The sequence below is a fragment of the Methylomonas paludis genome (assembly GCF_018734325.1).
Classification (GTDB): Bacteria; Pseudomonadota; Gammaproteobacteria; order Methylococcales; family Methylomonadaceae; genus Methylomonas; species Methylomonas paludis.
On record NZ_CP073754.1, the window covers coordinates 919,331 to 946,190 of the forward strand.

Annotated in this window: 28 protein-coding genes; 11 read left to right on the forward strand and 17 right to left on the reverse strand. The window is 51.3% G+C overall.

Features of this window, described 5'->3' with window-relative positions; translation table 11 throughout:
• Positions 1 to 73: 73 nt before the first annotated feature.
• The 8 genes from ahbB (KEF85_RS04275) to KEF85_RS04310 form a co-directional block, all read right to left on the reverse strand.
• Positions 74 to 550: a siroheme decarboxylase subunit beta gene (ahbB, locus tag KEF85_RS04275; protein ID WP_215583483.1), complete on the reverse strand. Its 477-nt coding sequence runs from the start codon at positions 548 to 550 to the stop codon at positions 74 to 76.
• Positions 550 to 993, reverse strand: a complete 444-nt coding sequence (locus KEF85_RS04280) for an AsnC family transcriptional regulator (RefSeq protein ID WP_215583484.1) — start codon at positions 991 to 993, stop codon at positions 550 to 552. Before KEF85_RS04280 ends, ahbB (KEF85_RS04275) begins: the two co-directional genes overlap by 1 nt.
• A complete protein-coding gene (ahbB, locus tag KEF85_RS04285) occupies positions 986 to 1,492 on the reverse strand; it encodes a siroheme decarboxylase subunit beta (RefSeq protein WP_215583485.1) in 507 nt (168 codons plus the stop codon). The genes KEF85_RS04280 and ahbB (KEF85_RS04285) overlap by 8 nt, the downstream gene beginning before the upstream one ends.
• Entirely contained in the window at positions 1,485 to 1,940 is a 456-nt protein-coding gene (locus KEF85_RS04290) for an Lrp/AsnC family transcriptional regulator (RefSeq protein WP_215583486.1), read from the reverse strand. The genes ahbB (KEF85_RS04285) and KEF85_RS04290 overlap by 8 nt, the downstream gene beginning before the upstream one ends.
• Positions 1,941 to 1,943: 3 nt before the next feature.
• Positions 1,944 to 3,116, reverse strand: a complete 1,173-nt coding sequence (locus KEF85_RS04295; protein ID WP_215583487.1) for a cytochrome D1 domain-containing protein — start codon at positions 3,114 to 3,116, stop codon at positions 1,944 to 1,946.
• A 377-nt stretch (positions 3,117 to 3,493) separates the two neighbouring features.
• Positions 3,494 to 3,799 (reverse strand): c-type cytochrome, encoded by a 306-nt coding sequence (locus KEF85_RS04300; protein ID WP_215583488.1) that lies wholly within the window; start codon positions 3,797 to 3,799, stop codon positions 3,494 to 3,496.
• A complete protein-coding gene (locus KEF85_RS04305; protein WP_215583489.1) occupies positions 3,786 to 4,094 on the reverse strand; it encodes a c-type cytochrome in 309 nt (102 codons plus the stop codon). The genes KEF85_RS04300 and KEF85_RS04305 overlap by 14 nt, the downstream gene beginning before the upstream one ends.
• A complete protein-coding gene (locus tag KEF85_RS04310; RefSeq protein WP_215583490.1) occupies positions 4,091 to 5,665 on the reverse strand; it encodes a nitrite reductase in 1,575 nt (524 codons plus the stop codon). Before KEF85_RS04310 ends, KEF85_RS04305 begins: the two co-directional genes overlap by 4 nt.
• Positions 5,666 to 5,989: 324 nt before the next feature.
• Here KEF85_RS04310 and KEF85_RS04315 point away from each other — a divergent pair, with 324 nt between their 5' ends.
• The 7 genes from KEF85_RS04315 (at position 5,990) to KEF85_RS04345 (ending at position 12,879) form a co-directional block, all read left to right on the forward strand.
• Entirely contained in the window at positions 5,990 to 6,181 is a 192-nt protein-coding gene (locus KEF85_RS04315; RefSeq protein ID WP_215583491.1) for a hypothetical protein, read from the forward strand.
• Positions 6,182 to 6,183: 2 nt separating this feature from the next.
• Positions 6,184 to 6,534: a hypothetical protein gene (locus KEF85_RS04320; RefSeq protein WP_215583492.1), complete on the forward strand. Its 351-nt coding sequence runs from the start codon at positions 6,184 to 6,186 to the stop codon at positions 6,532 to 6,534.
• Between the two features lie 101 nt (positions 6,535 to 6,635).
• Positions 6,636 to 8,021, forward strand: a complete 1,386-nt coding sequence (cysG, locus tag KEF85_RS04325) for a siroheme synthase CysG (protein WP_215583493.1) — start codon at positions 6,636 to 6,638, stop codon at positions 8,019 to 8,021.
• Between the two features lie 1,319 nt (positions 8,022 to 9,340).
• The gene (locus tag KEF85_RS04330) at positions 9,341 to 10,384 is read left to right on the forward strand and encodes a tRNA (5-methylaminomethyl-2-thiouridylate)-methyltransferase (RefSeq protein WP_215583494.1); all 1,044 of its coding nucleotides are present in this window, start codon (positions 9,341 to 9,343) and stop codon (positions 10,382 to 10,384) included.
• A complete protein-coding gene (locus tag KEF85_RS04335) occupies positions 10,381 to 10,605 on the forward strand; it encodes a sulfurtransferase TusA family protein (protein WP_215583495.1) in 225 nt (74 codons plus the stop codon). Before KEF85_RS04330 ends, KEF85_RS04335 begins: the two co-directional genes overlap by 4 nt.
• Before the next feature lie 117 nt (positions 10,606 to 10,722).
• Positions 10,723 to 11,937 (forward strand): bifunctional glutamate N-acetyltransferase/amino-acid acetyltransferase ArgJ, encoded by a 1,215-nt coding sequence (argJ, locus tag KEF85_RS04340; RefSeq protein ID WP_215583496.1) that lies wholly within the window; start codon positions 10,723 to 10,725, stop codon positions 11,935 to 11,937.
• A complete protein-coding gene (locus KEF85_RS04345; protein ID WP_215583497.1) occupies positions 11,938 to 12,879 on the forward strand; it encodes a Nudix family hydrolase in 942 nt (313 codons plus the stop codon).
• Here the strand turns inward: KEF85_RS04345 and KEF85_RS04350 are convergent.
• The 9 genes from KEF85_RS04350 to KEF85_RS04390 form a co-directional block, all read right to left on the reverse strand.
• Entirely contained in the window at positions 12,876 to 13,076 is a 201-nt protein-coding gene (locus KEF85_RS04350; protein WP_215583498.1) for a DNA gyrase inhibitor YacG, read from the reverse strand. The two genes, KEF85_RS04345 and KEF85_RS04350, sit on opposite strands and share 4 nt — an antisense overlap.
• On the reverse strand, positions 13,076 to 13,846 hold the full coding sequence (gene zapD / locus KEF85_RS04355) for a cell division protein ZapD (RefSeq protein ID WP_215583499.1): 771 nt from the start codon (positions 13,844 to 13,846) through the stop codon (positions 13,076 to 13,078). The genes KEF85_RS04350 and zapD overlap by 1 nt, the downstream gene beginning before the upstream one ends.
• Complete coding sequence (gene coaE / locus KEF85_RS04360; protein WP_215583500.1) at positions 13,843 to 14,454, reverse strand: dephospho-CoA kinase; 612 nt, start codon at positions 14,452 to 14,454, stop codon at positions 13,843 to 13,845. Before coaE ends, zapD begins: the two co-directional genes overlap by 4 nt.
• Before the next feature lie 3 nt (positions 14,455 to 14,457).
• Positions 14,458 to 15,324: a prepilin peptidase gene (locus KEF85_RS04365; protein ID WP_215583501.1), complete on the reverse strand. Its 867-nt coding sequence runs from the start codon at positions 15,322 to 15,324 to the stop codon at positions 14,458 to 14,460.
• A 224-nt stretch (positions 15,325 to 15,548) separates the two neighbouring features.
• Positions 15,549 to 16,367 (reverse strand): 16S rRNA (adenine(1518)-N(6)/adenine(1519)-N(6))-dimethyltransferase RsmA, encoded by an 819-nt coding sequence (gene rsmA / locus KEF85_RS04370; protein WP_215583502.1) that lies wholly within the window; start codon positions 16,365 to 16,367, stop codon positions 15,549 to 15,551.
• Positions 16,368 to 16,458: 91 nt separating this feature from the next.
• Complete coding sequence (gene pdxA / locus KEF85_RS04375) at positions 16,459 to 17,454, reverse strand: 4-hydroxythreonine-4-phosphate dehydrogenase PdxA (RefSeq protein WP_215583503.1); 996 nt, start codon at positions 17,452 to 17,454, stop codon at positions 16,459 to 16,461.
• Positions 17,455 to 17,499: 45 nt separating this feature from the next.
• Positions 17,500 to 18,060, reverse strand: coding sequence for a MarR family winged helix-turn-helix transcriptional regulator (locus tag KEF85_RS04380; protein ID WP_215583504.1), 561 nt, complete (start codon positions 18,058 to 18,060; stop codon positions 17,500 to 17,502).
• A gap of 251 nt (positions 18,061 to 18,311) precedes the next feature.
• Positions 18,312 to 18,986, reverse strand: coding sequence for an N-acetylmuramate alpha-1-phosphate uridylyltransferase MurU (gene murU, locus KEF85_RS04385; protein WP_215583505.1), 675 nt, complete (start codon positions 18,984 to 18,986; stop codon positions 18,312 to 18,314).
• Positions 18,983 to 19,984: an aminoglycoside phosphotransferase family protein gene (locus KEF85_RS04390; RefSeq protein ID WP_215583506.1), complete on the reverse strand. Its 1,002-nt coding sequence runs from the start codon at positions 19,982 to 19,984 to the stop codon at positions 18,983 to 18,985. Before KEF85_RS04390 ends, murU begins: the two co-directional genes overlap by 4 nt.
• Before the next feature lie 94 nt (positions 19,985 to 20,078).
• Here KEF85_RS04390 and KEF85_RS04395 point away from each other — a divergent pair, with 94 nt between their 5' ends.
• From KEF85_RS04395 to rnd, 4 genes are all read left to right on the forward strand, one after another.
• On the forward strand, positions 20,079 to 23,030 hold the full coding sequence (locus KEF85_RS04395; RefSeq protein ID WP_215583507.1) for an LPS assembly protein LptD: 2,952 nt from the start codon (positions 20,079 to 20,081) through the stop codon (positions 23,028 to 23,030).
• Positions 23,031 to 23,032: 2 nt separating this feature from the next.
• Positions 23,033 to 24,319 carry a peptidylprolyl isomerase gene (locus KEF85_RS04400; protein WP_485020544.1) on the forward strand — a complete coding sequence of 429 codons (1,287 nt, stop codon included), beginning with the start codon at positions 23,033 to 23,035 and terminating at the stop codon, positions 24,317 to 24,319.
• On the forward strand, positions 24,320 to 24,814 hold the full coding sequence (locus KEF85_RS04405; RefSeq protein ID WP_215583508.1) for a DbpA RNA binding domain-containing protein: 495 nt from the start codon (positions 24,320 to 24,322) through the stop codon (positions 24,812 to 24,814).
• Positions 24,815 to 25,113: 299 nt separating this feature from the next.
• The gene (gene rnd / locus KEF85_RS04410) at positions 25,114 to 26,295 is read left to right on the forward strand and encodes a ribonuclease D (protein ID WP_215583509.1); all 1,182 of its coding nucleotides are present in this window, start codon (positions 25,114 to 25,116) and stop codon (positions 26,293 to 26,295) included.
• The last annotated feature ends 565 nt before the right edge of the window (positions 26,296 to 26,860 follow it).

Consider the following 26,860-nt stretch of genomic DNA (forward strand, 5'->3'; position numbering starts at 1 on the left):
CAAACATCTCCCCGCACATCGTAACCCGCCTAGCCTCAGAATAAAGCAAAACTATCCCCAAAACGTCAATCCATCAAGATAACCTCAACCCAGTCTTCTTCAAAATCCGGCTACTATACAAAACCTCATGCCGCCGACAATCCGCCCCCAGCAAAACCGCAATCTGCGCTACCTGCGCCTCGGCCTCAGCCGCCGTCTTGCCATGCACCATGGCAAACAGATTATACGGCCAGTCCGGCAAATGCCGGGGCCGCCGGTAACAATGGCTGACAAAGCTCAGCGCCGCCACCGCCGCCCCCAACCTGTCGATCTCGGCATCATCCACATCCCACACCGTCATACCATTATGCTTATAGCCCAGCCGGTAATGATTCGGCACCGCACCGATGCGGCGGATCACGCCCCCGTCCAGCATCGCCGTCAGCCGCTGCATCACCTCGGCAGCCGTCAAACCCAAGCTTTCCGCCAAGGCCAGATACGGCTCGGCCACCAATGGCAACCCGGCTTGAGTAGCCTGGATAATCTGCCGGTCTATCGCATCAAGCTGCATCAGGCCTCCAGTTGCAAACCCACATAATATTCATTGAGTTTGGGCATATTAAACACCGTCAAACCGGTTTGTGCGCTAATCGCCGCCAATACCTCGCCAACCTGTTCCGGCCGTTCTGTAGCCAGCACAAACCACATATTCAGACTGTGTTCGCGGGCGTAATTATGCGCCACTTCCACAAAAGCATTGACGATATCGGTCACTTCGGCAAAGCGCGCTTCCGGCACCTGCATGGCCGCCAGCGACAACGCGCCGCCCATTTGCTCGGCGTGATACATCGGGCCAAACCGCGTCAACAAGCCGCTGTCCAACTGCTGTTGCAGCCGCTCCAGCAACAGTTCGGTGCTTATGCCCAATTCCACAGCTACCTGGGCATAAGGTGCCGGGCAAATCGGCAGGCCTGTTTGCAAGCGATTGATAATCGCCTTGTCCAACTCATCCATGTGCCGGCTCCAGTTGCTGCGCCGCCGACTGATACACCGCGCCGCGTTGTTTGAAACAGCGCCGGCTGAATAAAATTTCTTTGCCAAATCCGCCCAAGCCGCAACCGGTCACCAGCTCCGCCCATTGCTGCAACACCGTGTCCCGACTTTTACCGTGGATCATACAATACAGATTATAGGGCCAGCGCTCACCCTGGCGCGGCCGCTGATAACATAAATTAATAAAAGCATAACTGCTGATTTGCCGGCCCAGTGCTTCCACCTGTTGATCCGGAACATCCAGCACTATCATGGCATTAGCCTGATAACCCAGTTGCCGGTGCTTCACCACCACCCCCCAGCGTTTAATCAGGCCCAACTGCCGCAACACCTGCAAGCGTTCGATCACCTCGGTTTCGCCGATGCCCAGTTGCGCGGCTATCGCCGCATAAGGCCGGGCCGTAATCGGCAGGCCGTGCTGCACGGCGGCAATTAATTGATAATCCACTGCGTCAATCATGCAAATTCAGTTCAAAACCCAGATTGATATAAAAATCCGCCAGCATCGGCAACGGCATGGTTTTCAGCCCGCTGCGCTGCTCAATATCGGCCAGCAAGGCCTGCAAATGATCGGCATCCCGGCCTATCAGCACAAACCACAGATTAAAGCGGTTTTCCCGTTCATAATTATGATTCACTTCAGGATAACGGCTGATCAAATCCGCCACCCGCTGCAGTTCCGGCGGCGGCACCTGCATCGCCACCAGCGCACTGCTGCCTATATTGTTTGGCGCAATCACCGGGCCGATGCGGCTGATCAGCTGCTGTTCACTCAGCGCCTCAAACGCTGCCAGCACTTCAGCTTCCGACACCCCCAACTGCTCAGCGATGTCCAGATACGGCCTGGGGCTTAACGGAAAATCCTGCTGATAATCATTCAGCAACTGTTTGTACAGCGGTGGCAGCATGGTTTACAAACCCAGTTGATTGGCACGGGCACTAAAAAAAATCCCGCTGGGTTTATCAGCCGGCAATTGCCCGATCTCACTCAGCGTTTCAGTGTCATAAACCGCCACCCGGTTATCATCCCGGATCGCCAACCACACCGTTTCACCGCGCGGACTAAACTCCATATGCAGCACAGCTTTGCCGGGCTGCAGCGTTTTGCTCACGCTCAAATCCTTAACATCTATCACCTGTACCAATTGATTATCCGGCAGGGCAAAATTTACCCACACCTGACGCCCATCCGGCCGGGCGGTGACAAACACCGGTTGCCCGGCCACCGGAATCCGCTTCAGCAATTGCCAGGTATGCTTGTCTATCACCAGCACCTCATGCTGACCCACCGCCGGCACAAACAGCCAGTCGCCGCTGGCCGTCCAGCCCTGCAAATGCGGCATTTTATACACCGGCAGCTTTTCTTCATGAGCGCCATAATCCGGCAACACCCGGTTTACTCCGGCCTCAGGCTGCCATAAATCCAGCTTGGCCAGCCCGGTTTCGCCAAACAGACCGGCCAGATAATAACGGCCATCCGGCGTGAGTAGAGCGTCATAAGGCTGTTTACCGATTTGGCTGAATTTTTGAATTTGCGGCGCTTGCGGATTATGCAGATTCGCCACCCAGATTTGATCGGCATCAAACAGACTGAACACAAAGCGCTGATCAGAGGCATCGGCCAGGCCCACCACCTTGGACAGCAAACCCTCGCCATAGCTGGCCGGAATATCGGCGATCTGCTCCAGGGTGTCTGCAGCAAAAATCTTCACCCCGCCGGGTGTATAATTGGATACCGCAATCCAACGCCCATCCTGAGAAATCGCCCCGCCTATACTGTTACCGGCCTGGACTATGCGTTTCTCCAGCTTGTCCTGCAATAAATCGATTTTACTCAAGCCGCCGTCCCGGCCAAACACATAGGCATAGCGCTGATCCCTGGAAAACACCACCGAAGCATGCGACAAATCGCCCAGCTCGGTAATCCGGCTCAGCACCGCAATCCGGGTAGTATTCACAATCAGCACACTACCGGCTTCCCGCTCGATCACCACCCCCAGGTCACCGCTGCCGCGCAGCTCAGCAGTCGCACATCCACCCAGCAGTCCAGCCGACACCACACACAGTACAAGCAAAAATTTCATATTACCCATAATCAAAATAGAGTGGACAGCCACCCGTAGCCTCGATGCAACGCAGTGGAATCGAGGAATTCACCGCACAACCTCAATCAAACCAGCAGCAGCAAAATTCAACAAAACCCTCTACCACTCACCGCCGCAACGCCTTAATCAGCCACAAAGCCCCGTAGCCTCGATGCAACGCAGTGGAATCGAGGAATTCGCAGCACAGCCTCAACCAAACCAGCATCAGCAAAATTCAACAAAACCCTCTACCACTCACCGCCGCAACGCCTTAATCAGCCACAAAGCCCCGTAGCCTCGATGCAACGCAGTGGAATCGAGGAATTCGCAGCACAGCCTCAATCAAACCAGCACCAGCAAAATTCAACAAACCCCTACTACTCCCGCAACGCCTTAACCAGCCACAAAGCATCCGCCTCACTCAACATCGAGCGCCACGGCGGCATCGCCGTACCCTTCCGGCCCTGCAAAATCGTCGCAACTAAAAACTCATCGCTTTTCCCGGCCAAATCCGCCGCCAGCAAAGACGGCCCCAGGCCGCCCTTGCGTGACAAACCATGACAGGCCCCGCAATCATGCTTGAGCAGATTGCTCAACTCCTGTTGCCGGGCCAAATCCGGCTCGGCCACCGCCACACTACAGCCCAGCAGCAAGATCAAGCCCAGCCGTTCAGGGCCGGACATTCGCGTAATAACTAACGATATTATTAATATCCTCATCGCTCAGCGAACCGGCCACCGCATTCATCAAGTCAGACACTCGGGTCTTGTTGCGATACTGCTTCAGCGCCGACTTCAGATACTCTGGATCACGCCCGGCCAGCGGCGGGAAGGGCGCATCAGCACTGGGAGTTCGGATACCGTGACATTGCGAACACACCGCCGCCGCCTTTTCCTGACCGGCATACGGACTGGCCGCCTGACTTGCCCCGGCTGTCAGCAGCCCGGCTCCTGCCAATATCCATGCCAGCGCTCTCATTTCGCAGACTCCAGTTCGTCAGGCGACAGACCACGGGTCATATACTTCACCCGGCCCCTGGAAAATATCCCCGCCGGGCTTTCCATCGGGAAGGAGGCAACTTTCTGTAAGGTCACCGAATCATAAACCACCACCTCATCACCGCTGTAACCGGCGCTGATATATAGGAATTTACCATCGGCGCTATATTCCGGGAAATAAGCATGGCCACCCACATCCAGGGTTTTCACCACTTCCAGGGTTTTCTTGTCTATCAATTGCACGGTGCGGGCGCGTCTGTCCTTGCTGATAATGTCCACTGCCACATAAGGCGCATTGGCATGTGCCGCCGGTGATTCAGTACCGCCGGATACCGGCACCTGTTTCACTACTTCCATCTTGTCCAGATCCCAGACGCTGACCACAGTTTTATCGCAGTCGCCGAAATTGGTGCCAAAGCCCAGGGTGCGGCCATCCACCACCACCGCCGAACCACCGCCGACATGCGGTACGCAACCGGCAGGCAGTTTTTTGATGATTTCGCGTTTTTCCAGATCAATCGCCGCCACAATGCTGTCATCATAAGATGCCACCATCAGCTTTTTGCCGCCGTGAGTCAGGAAAGCATCATGCAGATGCCGGCCCACTTTTTCGATCCGGGTCACCGGAAAACCGTCTTTCAAATCCACCACCCAGACTTGGCCGGCGTTTTCCAAAGCAATGGCAAAAATATCCGCATAAGGTGTGCCGATGATCATGCCGGAATCCGAAGACACTTGTTTGCCGTCCGGATCAATCCCTTCCAATTCCAGGGTTTTCAAAGGCTCCAGCGTGTCGGCATCCAGGATAGTGGCGTTATGCGGCACAAAAGAGCCGGCCATCAGATACTTGCCGTCGCGCGATATGCCTATGGACGGGCCGTTAAAACCGGTCTTGACACTACGCACCGCCTGCATGGAATACAAATCAATCTTGTAAATTTCTGCAGTGTCGGTTTTCACATAAGCCCAGCGCGGGAAGGCCGGATTGAATTCAATGATATGCGCGGCAGTGCCGGTCGCCACTTCCCCAACTTTCTGCTGGGTGACGCTATTGATAAACACGGCTTTGGAACCCGCGCCCCGGCCATATTTACCCCGCGCCGCCACCCCGATCAGATTAGACATATCGTCAATCTGATAACTGGGTTTGCTGGGCAGACTGGCTTCGTCTTTAATATAAACTTTCAGCGATTTGCGGGTGTCTTCCAGGGTCCAGGCCGGATTAGGCTGTTTCGGAGTAGCCTGTAAATGCTTGATCACGCCGCGAATTTCATCATCGGACAGCTTGCCGTAAAACGGCGGCATCAAGGTGTCAAAGCTGCCGGTCATCACGATAGTGCGCAAAGCAGTCGGGCTGCGGCCCTTCAGCTTATCGGCATTCAGCGCCGGCGCCAGATAGCCGCCGTAATCCGCACCGTGACAACTGGCGCAATTGTCTTGATACAATTGGTTCATATCCTCGGTTTTGGCCGCAACGCCGCCGCTGAACATGCCCAGGGCGATAGCGCTGCCCAGCAGGGAATGATGCAGTTTTTTTATTGTTGGTTTCATTATTATTCCTGTCATCCGCATAAAAAACCCAGCCCGAACCTGATTCCGGGCTGAGGCCATAAGATATTGACTCGCTATTACTTTACCTGCGCCGCTCAGCGCTGTCAATGCATAAAGTTCCGTGTTAAATCCGGCCCATAGCTGCTGGCGGCAACTTTATCACATCCCTAGGTTTTCCCGAAGCCCTAGCCCAAACAGTCAGATAATTTTGATTCGATAATAGTTTGACAAGCAAATTTGATCGGCATATAGTATCGACTCGCTATAAAACTAAAAGAACAGCGAAACAACACCCTTATTTCCCATGTTTTTCAGGAGAACATCATGAACCCACATCCTCAACATCCAGAAACCGATTACATTCTCAGATATGTTGTGGTGGCCGCCATCCTCGCTATTGGCGCACTGCTGGCCGTTAAACTAAACGAAAACGAAAAGTTCGCCCCCATCAAAGCCCAACTCCAGGAAGAATCCAAGCTCATGAACATCCGCGTCCTCAACGAAACCGGAGCCTGAGCATGAAAATCCTCATCGCCGCCGCATTAATGGTATTGACCATGCCCAGCATGGCCACCGAATACATCTTCCGCGACCTGATGGCCAACACCCTGCCGTCAGCCCAATGCCGCACCCCGGCCCAGGCCAGCGAAACCGCCAGCAAACCCTATACCCTGGAACGCTACAGCAAACAGTTCTGCCAAACCCAGGGTTACGGTTGGCATCTGCACCAAATCAAGACCGCCGGCACCACCATTTGCACGCCCTGTGCCGACCAAACCGAGCTGCAGAAATGCCATCAGCAGGATGTCGTAGTATCATGTCAACGTGTAAAACCGGGATCGGTGGGCATGTTGCCAGGCAAGGGTTGATAAACCCCCCGACTGCCGCCCAATACGGGGCAGGCGGGAACAGCCTGCCCCGACTATTCCGGTCAGCAAAATCGCCTTAAGCCCATAACTGCAAATCGAGCATGGATTACTTCCCCCTTTTTTTAGACCTGAAACAAAAAAACTGTCTAGTTGTCGGCGCCGGCCCGGTCGCCGCCCGTAAAATTGAAGCACTGGCCGGCGCTGGTGCGCAAATTCGGGTGGTGGCGCCGCAAATCAGCACCGCTGTTACCGATTTACAAAATCGCTATAACCTGGATATCCAGCAAAAGACTTTCGAAGCTGTCGATTTAACCGGCATCTTTCTGGTGGTGTGCGCCACGGATCAGCATGAGCTAAATAAAGCGATTGCCGCCGCCGCCCAGCAGGCCGGGCTACTGGTTAATGTGGTCGATAACCCTGCACTGTGCAATTTTATCTTTCCGGCCATAGTTGACCGCTCACCCTTGCTGATCGCCATAACTTCAGGCGGCGCAGCGCCGGTGCTGACCCGCTTGCTGCGCGCTAAAATCGAAACAGTAATCCCGGCTGCTTACGGCAAGCTGGCCGAGTTTGCCGAAAAATTCAGACCCTTGGTCAAACAAAATCTAAAATCAGCTCCGCAACGGCGCATTTTTTGGGAAAACACCTTGCAGGGTAATATCGCCGAACAGGTGTTTACCGGTAATCAGACTCAGGCCGAAGCTTTATTGCGGGAAAGTCTGGCGGTCGATCCGCAGCCCACCGCAGACGGTGAGGTTTATCTGATAGGCGCGGGTCCCGGCGACCCGGATTTATTGACATTTCGAGCCTTACGGCTGATGCAGCAGGCCGATGTGATTGTCTACGACCGGCTGGTATCTGCCGAAATCATGAATCTGGCCCGGCGCGATTCCGAAAAAATCTATGTCGGCAAAGAACGTAATAATCACAGCCTGCCCCAGGAATCCATCAACGCCTTGCTGATCACGCTGGCTCAGGCCGGCAAGCGGGTAGCACGGCTAAAAGGCGGCGACCCGTTTATTTTTGGCCGAGGCGGTGAAGAAATCGAAACCCTGATGCAGCAAGGCATCCGCTTTCAGGTGGTGCCGGGGATTACCGCCGCTTCCGGTTGTGCCAGCTATGCCGGTATTCCGTTGACCCATCGCGATCATGCCCAGGCCTGTTTATTTGTCACCGGCCATTTACGCGACGGCAGCATCATCAACCAAAACTGGCCGCAACTGGCCGCTCCCAATCAAACGGTAGTCATTTATATGGGCTTGGTTGGTCTGGAGATCATCTGCCGGCAACTCATCGCCCACGGCTGCGCCGCCGGCCATCCCATTGCCGTTATCCAGCAGGGCACCACCAAAGATCAGCGTATCATCATCGGTACTTTGACCGATATGCCGGAACGGGTTACTCAGGCCGGATTGAAAGCCCCCACCCTGATAATTGTCGGCAGTGTGGTCACTCTACACAAACAATTAGCCTGGTTTCATCCCTAACTGTATGCAGATGTGCAGGCTGAACAGAGTGACTCGTTACAGCCCGCTTTATCGCGACCCGTAGCCGCGATGCAACGTAGTGGAATCGAGGAATTCGCAGCGTAACCTTAATCAAAGCAGCGTCAACGAAATTCAGCAATGCCCTGTACCGCTAGCCCCAAAAGCAACTATTAACCCAAAAAACCGTGCGCAACGGGTTGCTATAGCCCGCTTTATCGCGACCCGTAGCCTCGATGCAACGTAGTGGAATCGAGGAATTCGCAGCACAACCTCAATCAAAGCAGGTCAGCGAAATTCAGCAATGCCCTGTACCGCTAGCCCCAAAAGCAACTATTAACCCAAAAACCGTGCGCAACGGGCGACTATAGCCCGCTTTATCGCGACCCGTAGCCGCGATGCAACGTAGTGGAATCGAGGAATTCGCAGCACAACCTCAATCAAAGCAGCGTCAGCGGAATTCAACAATGCCCTGTACCGCTGCCCCAAAAGCAACTATTAACCCAAAAAACCGTGCGCAACGGGCGACTATAGCCCGCTTTATCGCGACCCGTAGCCTCGATGCAACGTAGTGGAATCGAGGAATTCGCAGCGTAACCTTAATCAAACCAGCGTCAGCGGAATTCAACAATGCCTTGTACCGCTAGCCCCAAAAGCAACTATTAACCCAAAAAACCGTGCGCAACGGGTTGCTATAGCCCGCTTTATCGCGACCCGTAGCCGCGATGCAACGTAGTGGAATCGAGGAATTCGCAGCGTAACCTCAATCAAAGCAGGTCAGCGAAATTCAGCAATGCCCTGTACCGCTAGCCCCAAAAGCAACTATTAACCCAAAAAACCGTGCGCAACGGGCGACTATAGCCCGCTTTATCGCGACCCGTAGCCTCGATGCAACGTAGTGGAATCGAGGAATTCGCAGCGTAACCTCAATCAAAGCAGGTCAGCGAAATTCAGCAATGCCCTGTACCGCTAGACCCAAAAGCAACTATTAACCCAAAAAAACCGTGCGCAACGGGCGACTATAGCCCGCTTTATCGCGACCCGTAGCCTCGATGCAACGTAGTGGAATCGAGGAATTCGCAGCGTAACCTTAATCAAACCAGCGTCAGCGAAATTCAGCAATGCCCTGTACCGCTAGCCCCAAAAGCAACTATTAACCCAAAAAATAGCCTTTAAAAAAGCATAATGCTAGCTTATGCCGAGTAATGACAATAAATTTCGATTTCGCTTACAGCCTATAGCCAATCTTGATCTAATTTTTCAATAACTTGCCGCTCAGGTTATAATAAACGGCTTTTTCTTGATTACATAAATTAGCCGCAATGAGTCAACAACGTAAAGCAGTAGCCTTAATTTCCGGTGGTCTGGATTCCATGTTGGCCGCCAAGGCCGTGATGGATCAGGGCATACATGTTGAGGGTATCAATTTCTTTACCGGGTTTTGTGTAGAAGGCCATACCCACGCCATCCGCAAGCGCGATACCGATAAGCCCAAACGCAACAACTCGTTGTGGGTGGCTGAACAGCTAGGCATCAAACTGCATATCATCGATATTATCGAAGAATACAAGCAGGTGTTGCTTAATCCCAGACACGGTTACGGCGCCAATATGAATCCGTGTCTGGACTGCAAGATTTTCATGGTCAACAAAGCCAAGCAATGGATGCAGGAAAACGGTTTTGACTTCATCATCACCGGTGAAGTCATGGGGCAGCGCCCCATGTCGCAACGCAAGCAGACCATGCCCATAGTCGCAGCCCAATCCGGGGCTGATGACTTATTATTACGCCCCTTGTCGGCTCAATATCTGCCTATCACTTTGCCGGAGCGGGAAGGTTGGGTAGACCGAGACCGGCTATTCAATTTCACTGGCCGATCTCGCAAGCCGCAAATGAATCTGGCCAAGGATTATGGTTTCAGTGATTATGCCCAACCAGCGGGTGGTTGCTGTTTTTTAACCGATGCCAGTTATTCCAAAAAACTGGTGGATCTATGGCAGGCGCGCGGTGAGCGTGATTACGAACTGGATGATGTTATGCTGTTGAAAGTGGGGCGGCATATCCGTCCCAGACCCAATTTTAAACTGATAGTTGCTCGTGAGGACGGCGAAGCCCAATTTATGAGCGGTTATAAAAAAGAATTTATCAGTCTGAATTGCGCTAGTCATCGCGGTCCGCTGGGCCTGATTGACGGCCGGGTCAGTGCCGAAGATTTACAGCTGGCCGGGCAAATTATCGCCCGTTACGGCCAGGGGCGTGATTCTTCCCAGGTTGAGGTCACTATTCGCGACCAGTCCGGCCTGGAACACAATATAGTCGTGCAACCTTTGTTGGCCGAGCAAATTCCACCCGAGTGGTTTGTATGAGTAGTCATGTTTTAAATGTGCGGCGGCTGTTATGTCCCTTGCCGGTCATTCGTACCCAGGATAAAGTCAAAACCCTGCAAGCCGGGGAAGTGTTGACAGTGGAATGCACCGATCCCGGCGTCATGCAGGACATTCCGGCCTGGTGCCGCATCAATGGCCATCTAGTGTTGGAAACTCGTCAGGAAGCGGGTGAATACATCGTGGTTCTGCAAGTCGGCTAAGCTGGCGTGGAGCCGGAGTAGGGCACCGACAGTGGTCAGTTGTGATTGAAACTGACGCGGTTATATGTTTAGAATCATGTAACTCGACAGATAATTTAACTTTTAAGCGGAAAAACTATGGCAGTTGGTCACAATCCCTTCCCGGAAATGCATAGCGTCAAAGGCATCAAGCTGGGTAGCACTAATGTCGGTATCAAACAGACCGTACGGGATGATATTTTAGTTATCGAAATGGCGGCGGGGGGCTCCTGCGCCGCAGTATTTACCCAAAATGCGTTTTGTGCAGCCCCGGTGCATCTGGCCAAATCGCATTTAAATCAGGAGCCGCGCTGGCTGCTGATCAATTCCGGCAATGCCAATGCCGGTACCGGCAAACAAGGTCTACAGGATGCTTTTGCCTGCTGCGCCAGTCTGGCTGGAGAGGTGGATGGGCTGGCTCAGCAGGTGCTGCCATTTTCGACTGGCGTTATTGGTGAGCCGCTGCCGGTGGCTAAATTGACCAGCGGTCTGGCGGCGGCAGTGGCTAATCTGGCCGAAGATCACTGGCCGCAAGCGGCCCAGGCCATCATGACCACCGATACCTTTGCCAAGGGCGCATCCGAAATCATCAGCATAGCCGGTCAGCCCGTTACCATTACCGGTATTTCCAAAGGCGCGGGTATGATTCAGCCTAATATGGCCACCATGCTCGGTTTTATCGCCACCGATGCCAGCATCGAAGCCGGCTTATTACAGCAAAGTTTGGCGGCAGCGGCGGAACACTCTTTTAACCGAATTAGTGTGGATGGCGACACTTCCACCAATGATGCCTGTGTATTGCTGGCCAGTGCTGGTGCTGCCGCCCCTGAAATTAGCGCCGATACCCCCGAATATGAAGTCTTCAATGCGGCCTTGCATAGAGTCTGCAAGCGATTGGCCGAACTGATCATTCGAGACGGGGAAGGGGCGACCAAGCTGATGCGAATTGTGGTGGAACAGGCCGATACCGTAGCTGAAGCCGTATTGGTTGCTAAAACCATCGCCCATTCACCCTTGGTTAAAACTGCTTTTTTTGCCAGTGACCCTAACTGGGGCAGAATTCTGGCTGCCGTTGGCCGGGCCGGTGTAGAAAATCTGGAGCTGGAAAAAATCGAAATCTATCTGGGTACGGTCTGCATCGTTGAAAATGGTGGCCGATCACCCAGTTATACCGAACAGGATGGTCAACGGGTGATGAATCAGCCGGAAATTACCATCACGGTGCGGCTGGGGCGCGGTGCAGTCAGTGAAGAGGTGCTGACTTGTGATTTTTCCTATGATTATGTGCGTATCAATGCCGAATACCGCACCTGAATGAACGCCAGGGTGGAATTGCATGTAGCGGTGGGCGTCATAGACGACCGGCAAGGTAATATCCTGATTACCTTACGCCCCAATCATACTCATCTGGGTGGCTTGTGGGAGTTTCCGGGCGGTAAACTGGAGGCCGGTGAAACAGTGCCGCAAGCCTTGCGCCGAGAATTGCAGGAAGAAATCGGCATAGATGTGCAAGCCGCTACGCCGTTGATCAAGGTCAGGCATGATTACGGCGACCGCCGGGTGTTGTTGGATGTGTGGCGGGTCAATGCCTATAATGGGGTGGAAACCCCGCGTGAAGGCCAGGCCATGCGCTGGGTAAACGTCCGCCAACTTAACCAATATCAGTTTCCGGCGGCCAATCAGCCTATCATCAAAGCCGCGCAACTTCCGGTTTATTACGCCATCCTGGAAGGCCGGCATATCGACGAAGTGTTGGCAAACTGCCGGCGGATCTTGCAGCAAGGCATCAGGTTGTTGCAATTTCGGGTTAAATCTTTGGCTGTTGAGCTGTTGCCGGCGGCACTAAGGGCAGTGCAGGACTATTGCCGTCAATATCAGGCCGTACTGTTGATTAACGCCGATTTACCCTTGGCGGATGCTGTTGCAGACGGCTGGCATCTGAGCAGCCGGGCTTTGCAAAACTGTAGTGCCCGACCCTCAGGTGCCACTTGGCTGGCGGCATCCTGCCATAATCTGGCCGAATTACGCCAAGCCGAGCAATTAGGTGTGGATTTTGTGGTGCTGGCCCCGGTGCAAGCCACTACCAGTCATCCCGGCCAAGCCGCACTGGGTTGGGCTGAGTTTAGCCAATTGACCGATCAGGTTAATTTGCCGGTTTACGCCTTAGGCGGTTTAGGCTTGGCCGATCTGGATCAAGCCAGCCAATCCGGAGCCCAGGGCATCGCCGGCATCAGCGCATTTTTAGCCGCAAGCTAATCCGGAAACAATTCCTCGTCTGCCAGATCAATCACGGCCGGGCCGGGAATCTTATGGGCTTCGGTTGCCCAGTCACCTAAATCAATTAACTTACAACGTTCCGAGCAGAATGGTTTAAAAACTTCGGCAGCGATCCAGGCGACAGGTTTATGGCAACTAGGACATTTAACCGTGGTAATAATAGCTGAGTCTGTCATTAGAACATACAGCGGGTTAACCAAAACTCGATGTCCTCACTCACCTGACTAGGTCGGTTTTCGTCACTGGAGGGTTTCATGAAACGCACACTAAAACGGTGTTTACCGCCGCTGATTTCGGCAAAACACAATTGTTCAGCCGCGATACTCACTCTTAGCAATTGCACCGGGTGGGTTTTATCTAGCGCCAGCTGAAAAAAACCGGCTTTTGCGGTTTCCTTGCTGGGCATATTACTTTGCCGAATAAAGCCCATAATTAAATCAATCGCGGTGCGGATGTCGCTAAACGGCTGAGTCCAGCGTTCCAAATCTATTTGCTGCTGGGTTTGATCCTGTTCCAGCCAATAATGGAATGCCGGTAAATCAAATGAGCAACTGCCGCCCGGAATAGAGTTACGTTGCGAGATGCTCTGAAACAGATCGCTTTCCATGACTTTAATGCCGATTTTACCGTTGGCACTATACAGATTACGGCTGGCTTGATTTAATTCAGCCAAGGTTTCCTGTAGCTTATGAGTATCGATGTTCTGACTGTTGACCAGATGATTTAATACCTTGGTGTGTCTGTCAAGCTCCTTGATCAGTTCCGATTTTAAATCGCTGCGACTGAAAATCGTTAAAATATCCAGTAACACTCCAATAGCGGCGCGTTTATCAAAAATGGCAGAACCCGCCATAAAATGGCTGAGTTGATGGAACAATTGTTCCAGTCGCATGAAAACCCGGATTCGTTCATTGAGCGGGAATTCGTAGGTGGTTTGTGTATTCAAGCCGAAGATATCCTGACAGAGGCTAATAAAATGTAGGAATTGTGCAGTCTTTTAATCTGTTCTGCAAGTTGTGTCACTGTAGTCGAGTTGTCAAGCACATCATCCGCGCTGGCAAGCCGTTGCAGGCGTGACATTTGTCCGTCCATGATCGCCAAGGCTTGCATCCGGCTCAACTGATCGCGCTGCATAACTCGCTCAATCTGCTGGCTGGGGCTGCAATCCACCACCAGCACCCGGTCAACCAGTCCGGGTTGCCAGGTTTCCAGTAATAGCGGCACGGCAGCAATACAATACAAGCCTTGTGCAACCGCTAACTGGGTGGTAATTTTCGCATAAATCAAAGGGTGCAGTATGCTTTCCAATTGTCGTTTGCGTTCGGCATTGGTAAACACCAGGTCACGCAACGCAGCCCGATCCAAGCTGCCGTTGGATTGCAATATCTGTGGGCCGAATTCAGCAGCCAACACAGTTAGAGCCGGCTGACCGGGTTCCACCAACTGCCGGGCAAGCAGATCGGCATCGATAATCGTTATCCCCTGTTCTGCAAACAGCCGGCAAACTGTCGATTTTCCACTGCCGATGCCGCCGGTAAGGCCGATTTTCAGCATCTATTATAAACCTGTCACTTGTAAATACAGGCTATTCAACTCTTGGCCCCAAACTAATGCCAACCAGCCTGCTGCTGCCAGATAAGGGCCGAATGCCATAGGCTGACCCAGTGCCAGTTTATGCCGTGACAGCTGGTAAATACCCGCTAATGTGCCGAATAATGAAGCCATCAACACAATTATCGGTAAAACCTGCCAGCCCAGCCAAGCTCCACATAAGGCCAGCAGCTTAAAGTCGCCGTAACCCATGCCTTCTTTGCCCGTCAACAGTTTAAACAGTTGATAAATAATCCACAGGCTCAAATAACCGGCAATTGCACCAATAATTGCATCGCGGCAGTCACTGAACACCGAAAATACATTCACCAGTAAACCCAGCCACAACACCGGCAAACAGATAGAGTCGGGCAGTAATTGTTGGTCTATATCAATCGCGCTGAGGGCAAGTAGTGCCCAGCTTAAAATCAGGGCAAAGCCCAATGCCGGACTCCAGCCAAATCGCCAGGCCAATAGTCCGGCACTAAATCCTGCCAATAGCTCAACTAGCGGATAACGTAGGCTGATCTTTTCACCGCAAGCCCGGCAGCGCCCGCCGAGCAGCAAATAACTTAGCAGCGGAATATTATCATAGGCTTTGATAACGGTTTGACAAGCCGGGCAGTGCGAACCCGGCCACAGCAAATTTACCGGCGCAGGTGCGGCTTCGGCTGGTAAACCCAAAAACACCAGGCATTCCACACGCCAACCATATCGAAGCATGACAGGCAGTCGGTAAATGACCACATTCAGGAAACTGCCCACCATCACCCCCAGCAGCCCAGTTAAGCCTATCAGCAGCAGCGGAGAGTCTTCAAGAAGTGTCAATTGCATCAGTATAATATGATTTAGGCCGGCTTCTGGTTAATGGGAAAATCAGGCTGGTAGTCGACCAATCAGATTTTGACCGATACGGCAAAGCCAGATTGATCCACTACACTAAGTAGGGCCGTAGGATGTGCTGAACGTAGTGAAGCGCATCAATCCCGGATGCTCCGATCCACTAGCCGATGAGTATCATCAGCTCAAATTGGCGGCTATTGTACAACAACTAAGCGTTAAAATACCGTATCTTCAGCACTGATAATAGTGTCTGGTATGCTACTGATATGGCGGTTCAACAAGGCAAACTGTTGCAGACTCAATGCTTCGGCACGTAGATTAGGGTCTATGCCCAAACTGGACATGACTTGATCGGACACTAGATTTTTCAAAGAATTACGGATGGTTTTCCGGCGCTGGGAAAACGCTGTGGTAACCAAGAGCTGAAAGCTTGGCAAATCTCTGATCTCAACCGGTGCAGTCTGATGTGGCGTCAGTCTGACGATGGCCGATGTGACCTTAGGCGCAGGATGAAAACTTTCCGGCGGCACATCAAACAAATATTCCACTTCACAGAAATACTGCATCATCACACTGAGTCGGCCATATTGCTTATTGCCCGGCTCAGCGCAGATACGTTCAACTACCTCTTTTTGCAGCATGAAGTGCATATCGGCTACACAGGCAAAGTTTTCCAGCACATGAAACATTAAAGGTGTAGAAATATTGTAAGGTAAATTGCCGATGATACGCAGTTTCTCGGTAGTGCTGACCAGGCTGGAAAAATCAAATTTCAGCGCATCCGCGCTGTGTATCGTTAATTGCGGCTGATCGGCAAACTCAGTTTGCAAATAACTCACCAAGTCACGATCCAACTCTACCACATCCAGTTTGATACCCGTCTTTAACAATGGCCGGGTCAACGCGCCTAGGCCTGGGCCGATCTCCAGCCAGTGTTGACCGGCCAAAGGCCGGGCCTGAGCCAGAATTTGCTGAATGATATGTTGATCCTGTAGAAAATTCTGGCCGAAACGTTTACGGGCTTGATGGGTCATGGTTATATGTAAAACGGACGTAAGGAAGGCTTTTCAGCCAGACTAAATAAGGCCAGTATACTGGAAAACCCAGTCAGGCTTTGCTACTTGCCTAAATGGTTTTGGCTGCGGCCATGTCCAATGCAACTTTCAACGCATATTGCAGGCTGCCCAAATGGGCCAGACCGCTACCGGCCAGATCCAGCGCCGTACCATGATCAACCGAAGTACGAATCAAAGGCAAACCCAAAGTGATATTAACCGCTTCGCCAAATCCTTTGTACTTTAATACCGGCAGGCCTTGATCATGATACATGGCCAGCACAGCATCGGCATGGTCCAAATATTTGGGGGTGAACAGCGTGTCTGCCGGTAAAGGACCGCGCAAGTCCATACCTTCTGCGCGTAATTCCTGTAATACTGGTTCAATCACATCAATCTCTTCCCGGCCCAAATAGCCGTTTTCGCCGGCATGCGGGTTCAGACCGCACACCAGTATTTTAGGTTTGGACACCCCAAAACGCAGTCGCAAATCATTATCCAGTACCCTGATCACCTCGGACAGGGTTTGCCGGGTGATTGCCGCACTCACTTGGGCCAGTGGTAAATGTGTGGTTACCAGAGCTACCCGCAAACCGGGTGTAGCCAGCATCATCACCGGATGAGCGCCGCTCAGCTCGGCAATAAATTCGGTATGGCCGCTAAAGCTAAAGCCGGCGGCATTAATAACACCTTTATGCACTGGCCCAGTCACCAGCGCGGCAAACTGACCGTGCAGACAGCCGATCACCGCCTGACAGATACAGTCCAGTACATAAGCGCTATTGGCCGGGTTTAGTTCACCGCAGCGCACCGAGTCGGCCAGGGCTACAGGCATTACCGTCAAACGGCCCGCAGACTGGATGCGGTCAACCGTGGGGTCAAATACATCAATCTCCAGCTCCAAATTCAATTGCTTGGCTCTATCCCGCAATAACTGTGGGTCGGCCACCACAATCAACTGACAGGGTAGTGCCAGTTGCGCCAGTTGGACGCATAAATCCGGGCCTATCCCGGCCGGTTCACCAGGGGTCAGGGCAATACGAGGCAGGGCAAGGACTAAGGACATGGTTTATTTATAACAGGGGTTGGGAGCGGCGGCGACTGGGTCGGCTTAGATAGGAATATGTTCCTGGCAAATCAGCTCACTTTCCGGGTTGGTCAAGGGTTGTTGAGTCAGCTGGCAAAAAAAACCGCCGTTCTGTGCACTGAAATTACGGCAGGTTTTACACACCCCAAACGATTGCGACTGATTGGCTTTTTGCAAAGCGGTTAGTGCCTGTTCAAACACATTCGCCCCGGAATCGCTGATTTCGGCACCTCGTAAAATACTGGTGGCGTTATCAAACAATTGCGCAGGTCTGGCAAGTTTTAGAATCGATTCGCCGGCAGGTAGCAAGGCCAAATGCACCACACGCTTGTCGCTAACATCTGGGGTTTTGCTGATATAGCCCTTTTTTTCCAGGATAATCAGGGATTGCGATACTGTGCCGCGCGTCATGCCCAGATAATTAGCCAGCGCAGCCGGAGTATTGCTGTATTTGTTGCAACGCGCCAGATAATTAAGTACCTGGAAATGCACGACCTGCAAACCCAGCTCAGTACAACGCTTACGCTCTTCAGAGCGTATTAGCGTGGTCATGCATTCAATTAATTCATAAATATCAGTTTGCATGGGTATTAATGGGTGCTGATTTGCTGCAAGTAATGCCGCATCGAGCGGACTAAAAAAGCCAAAATTTATAATATAAGATTAACAGAAGAAATTATAGTTGCCGGTCGGGGTTCATATATTTTCGGCATAAATTGATTTTTATGCAATAAGTTTATGATAAATATATATGTTTTTTAAAATTCCTGCGGATTCGATAACACTGAACAGCTATAGATTGTAGAAGATAGCCCAAAAACCCGCGCTGAAAAAGACTAATCCGGCAATTTCAAATCCGCTGCCGAGACTTCAGCCAACCGTTGCGGTGAACCGATATCCAGCCACAAGCCCTGATAATACTCACCGCTAACCTGAGCCTGGCGCATGGCTTGCTCCAAAACCGGGCGCAGCTTATAAGGGCCGGCCGGAATATCACTAAACAGGGCCGGGTGATAAATGCCTATGCCGCTGAAAGTCAGTTTGGACCCACCAGTTTCCGTCAAGCTGCCGTCAACATTCAGTTGAAAATCGCCTTGCGGATGATGGGCAGGGTTATCGATGAGCACCAAATGAGCAAGTGCAATGGTTTTAGTCCGCAATTGTGCCAGCGGATAAGCGCAAATCACATCGGCATTTACCACCAGAAACGGCGCATCACCCAGCAAGGGCAGGGCGTGGCGGATACCGCCGGCTGTTTCCAAAGCCGTATCGCCTTCATCGGAGTAAGCGATATGCAAACCCCAGCGCTGGCCATTGCCGCAAAACCTGCGGATTTGTTCGCCCAGATGGGCCAGATTGATGACAATATCGGTAAAACCGGCGCCGGCCAGATTTTCCAGGCTGTATTCAATCAAGGTCTTGGTGCCGGCCTGCAACAACGGTTTCGGGGTGGTGTCCGTCAACGGCCGCATGCGTTCGCCGCGTCCCGCCGCCAGTATCATAGCCTTCATAGCGCCGTCCGATAAATCGGTAATACCTGACGGGTTAAAAATACCTTAAACGCCTCAAGTTCCGGGTAAAGCTCACATACTGTGGTGATATGCGCCATCGTGCGGGGAATATCGGCCAGATAACCGGACTTACCGTCGCGTAAATGCAGGCGGGCAAAAATCCCCACCGCTTTCAGATGCCGTTGTAAACCCATCAGATCAAACCAGCGCTTAAACAAAGCAAAATCAACCTGGACCAGCCCGGCTTGCCCTAGTTTTTGATAATAATCATAAGCCCATTGCTCCACTCTGGTTTCCGGCCAGCGGATATAACAATCGCGTAGCAGCGATACCACATCGTAACTAATCGGCCCGATCACCGCATCCTGAAAATCAATAACCCCTGGGGCATCGCCATCCAGCACCATCAAATTTCGGCTGTGAAAATCCCGATGCACACACACTTGCGGTTGCTCCAGTGCCGAATCAATTAATAACTGCTGTAAAGGCTGCCTGATAGATATTGGTAAAGTCACCCCCAGCCATTTTTCCAGAAACCAGTCAGTAAAAATCGCCAATTCCCGGCTGAGCAGCGCTGTATCGTAAGCCGGCAGACCACAAACCGCGCAATCGATACCGGTTTGTAATTTCAGCAGACTGCTCAGAGCCTGACGGTAAAGCCGGCCGGCATTGCCGGGGTTCAGGCTATCAAGCAAATTGACTGAGCCCAGATCCTCCAACAGCAAAAACCCCAGCTTGCTGTCATGCTGGAAAATATGCGGAACATGCAGACCGGCACTGCCAAACAGCTGGGCAATCCGGATAAACGGTTCAGTATTTTCCTGCTCGGGCGGCGCATCCATGACAATATGCCGGCCGCCGCTATGTATCACCCGGAAATAGCGGCGAAAACTAGCATCGCTGGAAGCCGCCGTCAGCTCAATAACCTCTAAAGCCAAACTGTTTTCCAGCCAATTTATCAGGCTTAAACTGCGTGCATCATGATCAAGTAAAGACATTATTTAATAAAGCAGGGCATCCTGGGGTAAAATAGAATATGCATTTTATTCGATTTTTATTCTGCTAAGTATAATTAGCCGTTTTTCCTCATACATGAATCATTGGTTTTTTAATTTTTGGCTTACGCTACTATTGTTCCCCGGACTAGTCCAGGCGGTTGGCAACTCAGCATGGGATTGTGAGCAAAACAGCAATGGCGAGTGGACCTGTCTAAATCAGGGTACACCTGCGCCGGAACCTGCTAAACCACAGATCATCAAAACCGAGAAAAAGCCGCAAGCGGCTCAAGCCGAAATAATAGCTGCGCCGCAAACTGTGCCGCTTGAGTCCAGTCCTGGCCCTAAGCCAGTGGCCGTACCCGCACCTGCCCCGGATATTGCCGGAGCAACCGATGCCGGATCTGGCCCAAATTTAGCTGCGCCTAGCGCCAAAACCCAACAGCCCCTACCGGCCAGTCAACCGCAACCCGCAGCAGTCAGCGAAACAGTCAAGCCAGCGCCGGCAAAGCATCGGGTGCATATTACCGAAAACCAGAAACCGCAATTGCAAAAAGTTGAACCAAAGCCTGCGGCGGCACCGCCTGTTGCAGCGGAAGGGCAGCCGGATGGTTGGACTTGTTTGTCCGGCAGCGAAAAGTCAGCCTGGAATTGTAATCTGGTTGGCACCGACCAGCACGGTGAAGCTCAGCCGGTGGCTATCAGCAATGAGTCCAACTCATTCAGATTACTGACACCAACTTTTAGCCATCGTCAGGAAATGCAGTTTCAGCAACTGCGTAGCGAATTTAACCAGGATCCCTGGCAAGGTTGCGAGAACTGGTCGGGTAGAAAACCCAAAATGGTGGGCGTATCCGCTGCAGCACGTGACAATGCCGTAACCGATGTCACGGCCGATTTTAGCGAAGCTTTTCAGGGTGAAGTGCTTAATTTTGCCGGTAATGTCGACTTGGTACGTGCCGACCAGCATCTTAAAGCCGATCAAGCCAGTTATGATACTGTAGCCGAAACCATGGATGCTCAGGGTAATGTCACTTATCGGGAAAGTACGTTGGCTTTGGCCAGCGACAGTATGGCATTACGGATGAATACCGACGAAGCGCGGATGAGAAATGCGCTGTTTATCTCCGGCGACGGCCCATTACGGGGGCGGGCCGCTGCCATGTTCAGAGATAATAAATCCCAGTCGCGTTACACCCAAACCGAATTTACCAGTTGTGCGCCCGGCAATCAGGACTGGATTATCCACGCCTCCAGCCTGAAGATAGACAAAGACAGCGGCAAGGGTACGGCTAAAAATGCCTGGCTGGAGTTTAAGGGCGCGCCGGTGATCTACACCCCTTACATCTCATTCCCAACCGACAAACGCAGGCTGTCCGGATTCATGGCGCCCACCTGGGGTAGTACTCAGCGTTCCGGCTTTTATGTCGCCGCCCCCTACTACTGGAATATTGCCCCCAATGTCGATACCATCATCACCCCGCGTTATTTCTCCGGACGGGGGGAAATGCTAAGCAACAAACTGCGTTATTTGACCAGCATATCTCAAGGTAGTTTTGGTGCCGAATTTATGCCCAATGACCAAAAACTGCATACCTCGCGCTATCAGGTCAGCCTCAAGGACAAAACCAATTTTACCAATCATTTAAACTCAATGGTTGATTTAAACTTTGTTTCCGACAAAACCTATTTCAACGATTTAAACAACGCCTTGGGCGTGCAAAGAAACAGCTTTCTGCACAGTCAGGCCAATCTTAACTACGGCATACAAGACCTGAGTGTTTCTACCGCTATCCAGCACTATCAATCGGTCGACCCCACCATCCAAAGCAGCGCACTGCCTTACGACGTTTTGCCCAAATTAAGCCTGAAAATGAATCACAATTTTGAAGGTATGCCGTTGCGGATAGGCATGGATACTCAGTATAGCGACTTTTACCATCCCAGCCTGGTCAACGGTCAGCGGATGATGGTGCAGCCGTCGATTTCCACACCGTTTGAGTCCAGTGCCGGCTTCTTTATACCCAAGTTTTCAGTGCAATCCACGCAATACCAGTTAAGCAATCAAAATGTCAACGGCTTGGCGGCATCCATCAACCGCACCTTACCCATATTCTCGGTGGATAGTGGCTTAATGGTGGAAAAATCGATGGATTTTACCGATGGCGCTTATAACAACATTATTGAGCCGCGCTTATTTTATTTATATATCCCGCGCAAAAATCAAAGCGATATACCGGTTTTTGATACCACCGCTTATGATCCCAACTTCAACAGCTTATTCCGCGAAAACAGCTATAGCGGCTACGACCGCTTACAAGACGCCAATCAGGTGACAGTAGCCGGAACCAGCCGATATATCAACAACAAAACCGGTTTAGAGCCGTTAAAAGTCAGTCTAGGCCAGATTTTTTACTTCCAGGATCGTACCGTCACCCTGACATCCTTGAACCAGACCAATCTGACCTCAGTGCCGATCCAGACCAGTAAAACCTCCAATATAATCACCGAAGTCAGTGGCCAGATTGATGAACACCTGTCCTACCTGACCGGGGCGCAGTGGAATGCTCAGGATAACCGCTTTGCCCGCGGCCAGGCGGTATTGAAATACCGCGATCAGCCGGACAAAATTTTTGATATCGGTTATCGTTACCGCAGTGCCACCGCCAACCCCTTGCTGGCGCCCAGCATAGTATCCGGTTCCACCAATGCCCTAGCCACCATCTCGCTGGCCGATGCCTCATTCCGCTGGCCCTTATTTAACGAGTGGGTTATTCTGGGGCGCTGGCAATATTCCTTAAATTTCGATAAAACTACCGAAAGCTTTATTGGTCTGGAAAAAGAAAACTGTTGCTGGCGGCTGCGCCTGATCGGCAGACGTTACATCAATGGTGCCACCACCTCCAGCTATGTACCCTCCAACCTGACTCCGGAAAATGCCTTTTTCGTCCAATTGGAGTTAAAAGGTTTGTCCGGTTTTGGCGACGACGTCGATACTTTCCTGCAAACCAACCTGAACGGTTATCACCGAGCCGGATACTTTAACTAAGCATGATGAAGATATTTATTATTGGCCTATGGCTGTTAGCGCAAGGATTGGGCCTGGTTGCCCAGGCCGAAACTTTGGAAAGAATCGTGGCAGTAGTCGAAGATGATGTAATACTGGAGCGTGAGCTTAATCAGGAAGTCGCCGCCGTCAGCGCCAAACTGCGCAGCAGCAATGTCATGATGCCGCCGGATTTTGTGCTGCGCAAACAAGTATTGGAACGCATGGTCATCGATAAATTACAGCGCCAACTGGCCACCCGTTCCGGGATTCAGGTCAGTGATGAAATGCTGCGCAATTCCGTTGCCGACATTGCGGCCCGTAACGGCATGTCAGTCGAGGATTTTCAGCAGGAGCTGAGCCGGCAAGGCCTGGAATTTAAAAAATTTGAAGACAATCTGCGCAATGAGATTGCCGTCAATCAACTGCGTGGCCGTGAAATCGGTTCCCGCATCAAAGTTACCGATGCCGAAGTTGCGCATTACATGGAAACCCAAAGCAGAGCCGGGCAGACAAATTCCCAATATCGGCTTGGCCACATTCTGATTGCCGTCTCAGAAGCTGCCTCAGCCAGTGCCATTCAAAAAGCCAAAGAAAAAGCCGATCAGGTAGTCAGTGATCTGCGGGCCGGCAAAGACTTCAAACAAACCGCAATCAGTGTTTCCAATGACGATAACGCCTTAAAAGGCGGAGATTTGGGCTGGCGTACCCTGAGCCAGATTCCCACACTGTTTGCCGACAGCGTCATCGGCATGAATCAAGGTGAAATTTCCGATCCGATTCGCAGTCCCAGCGGTTTTCACATCATCAAAATCCTGGAAATTGAAGGCGCAGGCCAGCATATAGTGACCAAAACCAAAGTGCGGCATATCTTGATCAAAACCAATGAATTGATCGACGATAATGAAGCCCGTAAACGCTTGCTGACCATCATCGACCGCCTCAAAGCCGGTGAAGACTTTGCCACCCTGGCCCGCACCCATTCCGACGACAAAGGCTCTGCCATCAACGGCGGCAGCCTGGATTGGGTTGTACCCGGCGCCTTAGTGCAGCCTTTTGAAGAAGCCATGAACAAGCTGGAAATCAATGAAACCAGCCCGCCGGTACAAACCCAGTTTGGCTGGCACATCATTCAGGTCATGGCCCGCGAAAGTCAGGACAATAGTGAGCAATTCAAGAAAGACCGGGTCAGGGACGAAATCCGCAAACGTAAAATCGAAGAAGAAACCGAATTATGGTTAAGGCGATTGCGGGACGAAGCTTTTGTTGAAGTTGATATGGACAGGCTCTAAATGGTCAGTACAGTACCGGACGATACCGAACAACAGGCCGCAGCCCTGGCGGCCAGTCTTGAGCAGATTATCGTTTTACAAAATCTGGATAAGCAGCGCCACTTAATTCAGCGCAGTGCGGAACGCCTGAACATCAGCGTACTGGATTGTGCCGCCGCGTTACTCTATAAACAACAGCCACCGCCAGTCAAAACCAGTAATCAGTTGCCGGTGCCGAAACCGGCCAAAAACAACTACCGCTTTGTGCGGTACCGGCTGGATATTGGCAGCCAGCATCAGGTTGCCAGGGAGCAAATACAAGCCGTGTTAATTTCCGAAGCGGGCGTGGATATCAAACGCATCGGCAAAATCGAAATCCGCCACGATCATACCCTGGTTGAGCTACCGGACGGTATGCCGGCCGATATTTTTCAATTATTGACCGAAGCCAGCATCAATGAGCGCAAACTGGCCATCAAACGCATCAAAAATAAACGCAAACCAGTTAAAAATTAAACACATAAACCTGATAAAAATCAGGGTAATCACTGAATTATAATGCCGGCAAATCATAGCTTACCAAGCCGCATCAGCCCCAGCCAAGTCGGAACATATCCGCAAATTTGCTCTCCAATCAGAGATTATGTCCGCAAACAGACCAATTCCACCGCAAAAAAGCCAAGTTTTTACAAATTCCAGGCCAATTTTCGCAGAAATAGCCTAAATAGTTGATAAATTAAAAGTTCAGAATAGTACAATAAGCCCATATTAAGCCGCCATACTGAGCGGCTGCGCTTTGAACATCGCCATAGACCATGACTATCCAATATATTAATACCTCGGCCCAACTCCCCGCACTTTGTGAGGCTATCAGTCAGCAGCCCTGGATTGCTTTAGATACCGAATTTTTAAGAGAAAAAACCTATTATCCCAAGTTTTGCCTGTTGCAAATCGCCAGCCCGGATTGGGTGGCTTGTGTCGATCCCATTGCGATAACCGATTTACAGCCTTTACTAGACGCCATCTATAACCCCCAAATCGTCAAAGTGCTGCATGCCTGCCGTCAGGATCTGGAGATTTTTTACCAGCTAACCGGCAAAATCCCCGGGCCGATATTCGATACCCAGATCGCCGCGCCCTTACTTGGATTTCAGGAAAACCCTGGTTACGCCATGCTGGTTTCCAGCTTTTTGAATGTTAACCTGAATAAAGCCCATACCCGCACTGACTGGTCAGAACGCCCGCTCAGTGCCGATCAAGTTCAATATGCTGCCGATGACGTCATCTATTTGTGCAAAATATACACCTTGATGAGCGAACAACTGGAAAAACTGGGACGGCGTGACTGGCTAAACAGCGATTTTCAATTATTGAACGATCCCGAGCTTTATCAAATGTCTCCGGAAAATGCCTGGTTGCGGATTCGCGGTAAAAACAAACTTACCGGCAAACAACTTTCCATCTTGCAAGCCCTCAGCGAATGGCGTGAACGTACCGCCCAAGCGGAAAACAAACCCCGCAACTGGCTATTGCAAGATGATTTTCTGCTGGAATTAGCTAAATTACAGCCGGTGACCTTGGCGGAACTGGCAAAAATTCGCAATATCAACGAACGCACAGTCAGCCGCTACGGCAAAATAGTCTGTGAACTCATAGATGCTGCTCGGCAGCGGCCACCCAAACCTTTGAATGAAAAAGATCGGCCGATCAAAAAAACCCAACAACATGAAGCAGTTCTGGATGTGTTAAGCTCTGTGGTAAGGGTGCGTGCCGAGGAAAACTCACTAAATCCAGTGATACTCGCCAGCCGTAAAGATCTGGAACAGCTTTTGTTCGAGGAAGAAGACTGTTTATTGCTGCAAGGATGGCGTTATAATATGGCCGGTCGTGAATTGCAGGGGCTGTTAAACGGTGAATACGCCCTCAGCCTGACCCCGAACAGCGTCTCCATTACCAAAGTCAGTAACTACGAATTGACTGAGATAACAGAAGCTTAATTGATAATCGGCGTTGGTTTTGCCGGTTCAAGCCAAACTTGTTCAAACCCTGGCCCCGGTCTTTTGCAAGACTATGTTTGTGTGGTCGCGGTAATTGGTAGCCCACAACCGCTATTCCGCGTTGCGGCAATCGGCGCTCAGTTGGTTTTTTGATTTGTTTAGCGAAACAAAAACGACTATCTACTAAAACCTAACCGATGAAGTGTTGGTTTTATAGCAGGTGCTGCTTGTTTGCTGCTGATATTCCAACACTTTTTTGGCAAAATCAAGGATTTACTAGGTGGACAATAGCCATTTTCATGGCCGGAAAATTTAATATTTAGTCTGATTAATAAATTTAAAATTGTTTTAAATCAACTGATTACTATCTATTTTGACCGTAAAAACCTTGTCCGCAGGTCTTTAAGTTTAAACAAAACATAAGCTGAAAAATTTGGGTATGTTAATTGCTTATTGTATTTTGATTGCGGCCCCATCAATTATTTGTAAAAATAAATCTTCATTTAACACAATCTTCACATTAGCTGGCTAAAATAGATATACGAACAGTCTATGCCAGTTATTT